The organism is Borborobacter arsenicus, assembly GCF_003934165.1.
GTDB lineage: Bacteria > Pseudomonadota > Alphaproteobacteria > Rhizobiales > Rhizobiaceae > Pseudaminobacter > Pseudaminobacter arsenicus.
Map to the genome: position 1 here is coordinate 21,501 of NZ_ML133515.1, position 6,000 is coordinate 27,500.

The 6,000-nt window shown below is 58.0% G+C and carries 1 protein-coding gene, 2 tRNA genes, 2 rRNA genes and 1 pseudogene (1 of these 6 cut by a window edge); 2 read left to right on the forward strand and 4 right to left on the reverse strand.

Annotation, left to right across the window (positions count from 1 at the left end; translation table 11 throughout):
* Positions 1 to 46 precede the first annotated feature (46 nt).
* Positions 47 to 979, forward strand: a complete 933-nt coding sequence (locus tag EET67_RS07125; RefSeq protein ID WP_128625521.1) for a lysylphosphatidylglycerol synthase transmembrane domain-containing protein — start codon at positions 47 to 49, stop codon at positions 977 to 979.
* 414 nt (positions 980 to 1,393) lie between these two features.
* Positions 1,394 to 1,467: transfer RNA gene (locus tag EET67_RS07130), tRNA-Gln, on the forward strand.
* Between the two features lie 622 nt (positions 1,468 to 2,089).
* On the opposite strand, the pseudogene EET67_RS07140 reads toward EET67_RS07130, so the two are convergent.
* From EET67_RS07140 to EET67_RS07155, 4 genes and pseudogenes are all read right to left on the reverse strand, one after another.
* Positions 2,090 to 2,495, reverse strand: a pseudogene (locus EET67_RS07140) (IS66 family transposase); the annotation flags it as partial.
* Positions 2,496 to 3,188: 693 nt separating this feature from the next.
* Positions 3,189 to 3,265, reverse strand: a tRNA-Met gene (locus EET67_RS07145).
* Between the two features lie 119 nt (positions 3,266 to 3,384).
* Positions 3,385 to 3,499 (reverse strand): 5S ribosomal RNA (gene rrf, locus EET67_RS07150).
* A 210-nt stretch (positions 3,500 to 3,709) separates the two neighbouring features.
* Positions 3,710 to 6,000, reverse strand: a 23S ribosomal RNA gene (locus EET67_RS07155) (it continues 523 nt past the right edge of the window).

Consider the following 6,000-nt stretch of genomic DNA (forward strand, 5'->3'; position numbering starts at 1 on the left):
TTGGGGGCGGCCCACCGGAAAAAGGAGAATCGCACGGCATGGCGCGATGAAACTGAAGACCTATCTGTGGCCCCTGGTCGGGCTATGCGCGGTCGCCTTCTCGGTCTGGCTGCTCTATCATGAACTGCGCGGCATCTCGCTCGAAGATGTCGGTGACGGCCTGAGGGCAATTCCGCTGCATGGCTGGCTGCTTGCGGCGGCGAGCGCGCTGGTCGCCTATGCCGCACTCGCCGGCTACGACCACATCGCGCTTCTGCATCTGGGCAGGAAGGTCCCCTTCTCCTTCATCACCATCTGCTCCTTCACCACCTATGCGCTGTCGCACAATATCGGCGCCTCGGTGGTTTCAGGCGCCGTCATCCGCTACCGCGCCTATGCCACGAGGGGGCTGAGCGGGCAGGAGGTCGGCGTGCTGGTGGCACTATGCTCCTTCACCTTCGTGCTCGGCGTGGCGCTGCTCGGCGCGATCCTGCTTCTGTTCGAGCCCGAAGTGCTGGACGGATTCGTCGACATGCTGCCGATTTCGGCCTCTCGCACGACCGGCCTTGCCACGCTCGCGCTCATCAGTCTTTATGTGTTCGGCAGCTGGCTCGGCCTGAAGCCTCTGCGCATCGGTGGTTTCCAGCTTTACTATCCGAAGCTTCCGATCGTGGCGCGCCAGATGATCATCGGCCCGATCGAATTGATGGCGGCCGCCGCGATCATCTATTTCACCCTGCCGGCGGCCGGAAACCCCGGCTATTTCATCGTGCTTGGCGTGTTCGTCATCGCTTTTTCGGTCGCGCTGCTGTCGCATGCACCGGGCGGCTTGGGCGTTCTCGAGATCGTCTTCCTCGCCGGCCTGCCGGACATGGACCGTGTGGCCGTACTTTCGGCCCTGCTCGCTTTCCGGCTGTTTTACCTCATCATTCCGCTGATTCTGGCGCTCGGCGTGGTGCTGGTGTTCGAACGCTCGCAATTTGCGCAGCGGCAACAATAGGCCTGCAGGAGAACGGCGGACACACGGATAATCCCGACTGCCGCTCTGTCTGATTCTGCTTGGCCCCAAAATGCTCTCGTAACCAGGCACTTGAGACTGTAGCGAGGCCGGCTGCTTCTTGCGTCCTCAGGTCGCCCTTCAACCCGACGTGCGCGCCGCCAGCATTTGCGCCCTCCTTTAACCCAGCGTAGAGCGGTGTGACGCTGGCACGTGCGCCCTATCCGATTCCTCAACCCTGCGCCGGCAAGGCGCCTGGCTGCTCTACCGCCCGCCCTTCATCGCAGCCTGCCGGCGAATGATTTGAAATGCGTTGTGCCCTTGACTATTTTCCGCCCATGGCTAAAAAGCACCAGCGTGGCCTTGCCCGCGCATGACCTGTCGTACAAGCCCTTCGATCGGCTACGACTGCCCTGCTGGGGAATAGGTTAACGGTAGACCAGCGGACTCTGACTCCGTTAGTCCTGGTTCGAATCCAGGTTCCCCAGCCACTTGATTTTGCTATGTTTTTTCCGCTCCGAGATTAGAATATTCAGGGTCAGTTTGGCGCTTGGTTTGGACTTTTCGTTCTTGTTTCGAGCTTTTTGATCGCGGTTTTCGCTAATTCCGGGTCGCGGTGCAGGTAGTGCGCGTCGAGGATCGAGCGCACATCCTGCAGAGAATGGCCGGTAATCGTCGCGATCTTGGCCTCGGTGCATCCGGCGAGCGCGAGCCGCGTGACGGCAGCCCCCCGCAGGTCATTAAATGGTAACGCCGACTATCCCAGCGCAGGTCTTGCGCCAGGAAGATCGAAACCCGTCCGGCGTCCACGCGACCCCATCGGTGTCTAACAATACGGCCCCCGCCTGCCTCGCTTTGCGTCAAGCGCCGGTTTCTACGGCGATCGACGGGGATAGCCGACCGTGCCGCAGATCCGTTCAAGCGTCAGCACGACATCTTCCCCTCGATAGCCGTAGCGCACGCGCGTCCCGCATCTCCTTGATCCGTTGTTTCAGATCGGCCTGACCGCCGCGCTTCGACTTGTAGACATAGAGCGAACGGTCGATCCGCAGTGTCGCGCTGGCGCACCTGGTTGACACCTTCCATTCGCCCCACAGTCTGTCGACAAGGTCATGGCCGGTCGTCGCGGGCATAGGCCCAGAGTTGTCCTGTCTTCGTCTTGCCGCGGCCGGGGTCGATCACTGGCGCCGAGGTCTCGTCGGCGAACAGCTTGCGAGGACTTCAGGTTCGCCAGTAGTCGCTCGTGGACCGCACGCAGGTGCCAAGCGGCGAGGCCGATCCAGTCGGCGAGCGTCGAGCGGTCGAGATTGATGCCCTGCCGGGCGTAGATCTGCGCCTGACGATAAGACGGCAGGTGGTCGGCATATTTGGACACCAGCACCTGGGCGACGGTGGCCTCGGTCGGCAGCTCGCCTTCAATCAGCCGTGCCGGCGCCGAAGCCTGAACGACCACGTCCTCGCAGGCGCGGCAGGCGTATTTGGGCCGGCGCACCACGATCACGCGTAGGGCGGCTTTTATCTGGCTGTAAAGTTTCAGATGGATTGGTTGCGGGGGTAGGATTTGAACCTGCGACCTTCAGGTTATGGTGCGCAGAACGAGGAGCTACCTCGGCCAGGAAAGCATCGNCAAATCACCCGGAAGCTTCAAATCGGCAGGTTGATCGCACAACGGATTCGCAGCCGACGCGCGGAGCTATGCGCGTAAATCATCCGAACTCACTGCAAATGACGGCCCTCCAGGACCGGTCCTCGACGCGATCAACCGCACATTTGCGAGACGGCACATAGAATTCCCGTCAGGGGATGAGGAGCGCTTTTCTGGTCTCGCAAAACCCGGGGAATCTCTCGCAGCATGGCGCACCCGTAGGATGCGTCATGCTGGCGAAATTGGCGTAGCAGCGTCTATTCGGCCGTTCATAGCTGCCCCCTACGCCGAGGGGACGCACAAAGCGATTCTTCCCAAAACGAGCAGCAAACGACACCAAATAACCCATCTGCTGAAGAAATGGGGCATGGAAACGTCACAAACGCAAAAGCCGCCCTCGGGGCGGCTTTTATCTGGCTGTAAAGTTTCAGATGGATTGGTTGCGGGGGTAGGATTTGAACCTGCGACCTTCAGGTTATGGTGCGCAGAACGAGGAGCTACCTCGGCCAGGAAAGCATCGCTTTCCGCCAGCCGACGGGTGCAGATGTATATCGGTCTGTGGGGGATTGGTTGCGGGGGTAGGATTTGAACCTACGACCTTCAGGTTATGAGCCTGACGAGCTACCGGGCTGCTCCACCCCGCGTCACCACTTGCCGCTGGCAAGACCTTTTGGCCACCAATAAGGAAAGGCCGCGTAAGCGGCCCGCTATTCCCGTCGTGGCGGGCCTCATCGAAAAAGAAGATTTAACATGCGCTTGGCAGACCTGGCGGCGACTTACTCTCCCGCGTCTTGAGACGAAGTACCATCAGCGCTGGAGCGTTTCACGGCCGAGTTCGGAATGGGATCGGGTGCAGCCGCTCCGCCATAACCACCAGGTCGGCAAAGCGCATGTTATTCGAGAAGCTGCTGGCGTAGCCAGTTGTCCTTATGTGCGCTTGAACGCCTGCGCACCCCACGAAGCGCTGGCTTCGCAAGGCCGACCGGCCGTCGGCGCTGATGCGCCGCGCCCGCGCAGCGCCGCCCGAAGGGCGGAACAAGCGTGAGCGATAACTGATCATCGCGAAGCGATGAGCACAAGTAATGAGAACGATCAAGCCAATCGAGCTATTAGTACCGGTAAACTTCATACATTGCTGCACTTCCATACCCGGCCTATCAACGTGGTCGTCTTCCACGGCTCTCAGGGAATACTCGTTTCAAGGTGGGTTTCCCGCTTAGATGCCTTCAGCGGTTATCCCGTCCGTATATAGCTACCCTGCTATGCGGCTGGCGCCACAACAGGTCCACCAGAGATACGTCCATCCCGGTCCTCTCGTACTAGGGACAGATCCTTTCAATATTCCTACACCCACGGCAGATAGGGACCGAACTGTCTCACGACGTTCTGAACCCAACTCACGTACCGCTTTAAATGGCGAACAGCCATACCCTTGGGACCTGCTCCAGCCCCAGGATGCGATGAGTCGACATCGAGGTGCCAAACAACCCCGTCGATATGGACTCTTGGGGGTCATCAGCCTGTTATCCCCGGCGTACCTTTTATCCGTTGAGCGATGGCCCTTCCACACGGGACCACCGGATCACTATGACCGACTTTCGTCTCTGCTCGACTTGTCAGTCTCGCAGTCAGGCAGGCTTATGCCATTGCACTCAGCGAACGATTTCCGACCGTTCTGAGCCCACCATCGCGCGCCTCCGTTACTCTTTAGGAGGCGACCGCCCCAGTCAAACTACCCACCATACATTGTCCCGGACCCGGATGACGGGCCGCGGTTAGACATCCATAGTAATAAGGGTGGTATTTCAAGGGTGGCTCCACCAAGGCTGGCGCCCTGGCTTCAAAGCCTACCACCTATCCTACACATGCCACTACGAATGCCAATGTAAAGCTATAGTAAAGGTGCACGGGGTCTTTCCGTCTAACCGCAGGAACCCCGCATCTTCACGGGGAATTCAATTTCACTGAGTCTATGCTGGAGACAGCGGGGAAGTCGTTACGCCATTCGTGCAGGTCGGAACTTACCCGACAAGGAATTTCGCTACCTTAGGACCGTTATAGTTACGGCCGCCGTTTACTGGGGCTTCGATTCAGAGCTTGCACCCCTCCTCTTAACCTTCCAGCACCGGGCAGGCGTCAGACCCTATACGTCGTCTTGCGACTTCGCAGAGCCCTGTGTTTTTGATAAACAGTCGCTACCCCCTGGTCTGTGCCACCCCCTCACACTTGCGTGCAAAGGGGTCACGCTTCTTCCGAAGTTACGCGTGCAATTTGCCGAGTTCCTTCAGCATAGTTCTCTCAAGCGCCTTGGTATACTCTACCAGTCCACCAGTGTCGGTTTCGGGTACGGGCTATAAGGAGGAGCTATTTCCTGGGACCACTTCGCCGCCAGATCAATCCGATAAGACCTGACAACACACATGATCCGTCACTACCTCCAGGCTCACGAATATTAACGTGATTCCCATCGTCTACGCACTTCTGCCTCGACTTAGGGGCCGGCTAACCCTGCTCAGATTAACTTTAAGCAGGAACCCTTGGACTTTCGGCGGGGGAGTCTCTCACCCCCCTTACGTTACTCATGTCAGCATTCGCACTTCTGATACCTCCACCACTCCTCGCGGATATGGCTTCATCAGCTTACAGAACGCTCCGCTACCGCTTGATCCTTGCGGATCAAACCCAAAGCTTCGGTGTATGGCTTTAGCCCCGGTACATTTTCGGCGCAAAGACCCTTATTTAGACCAGTGAGCTGTTACGCTTTCTTTAAATGATGGCTGCTTCTAAGCCAACATCCTGGTTGTTTTGGGATCCTCACATCCTTTCCCACTTAGCCATAACTTGGGGACCTTAGCTGTTGGTCAGGGTTGTTTCCCTCTCCACGACGGACGTTAGCACCCGCCGTGTGTCTGCCGACTAGTACTCCCAGGTATTCGGAGTTTGGTTAGGTTTGGTAATCCGGTGAGGACCCCTAGCCCATCCAGTGCTCTACCCCCTGGGGTATTCGGTCGACGCTCTACCTAAATAGATTTCGCGGAGAACCAGCTATTTCCGAGTTTGATTGGCCTTTCACCCCTAGCCACAAGTCATCCCAAACTATTGCAACAGTTATGGGTTCGGTCCTCCAGTAAGTGTTACCTTACCTTCAACCTGCTCATGGCTAGATCACTCGGTTTCGGGTCTAATGCGACGAACTGAACGCCCTGTTCAGACTCGCTTTCGCTACGCCTACACCTACCGGCTTAAGCTTGCTCGTCACACTAAGTCGCTGACCCATTATACAAAAGGTACGTGGTCACCATTGCAGGCTCCCACTGTTTGTAGGCAATCGGTTTCAGGTACTCTTTCACTCCCCTTGTCGGGGTGCTTTTCACCTTTC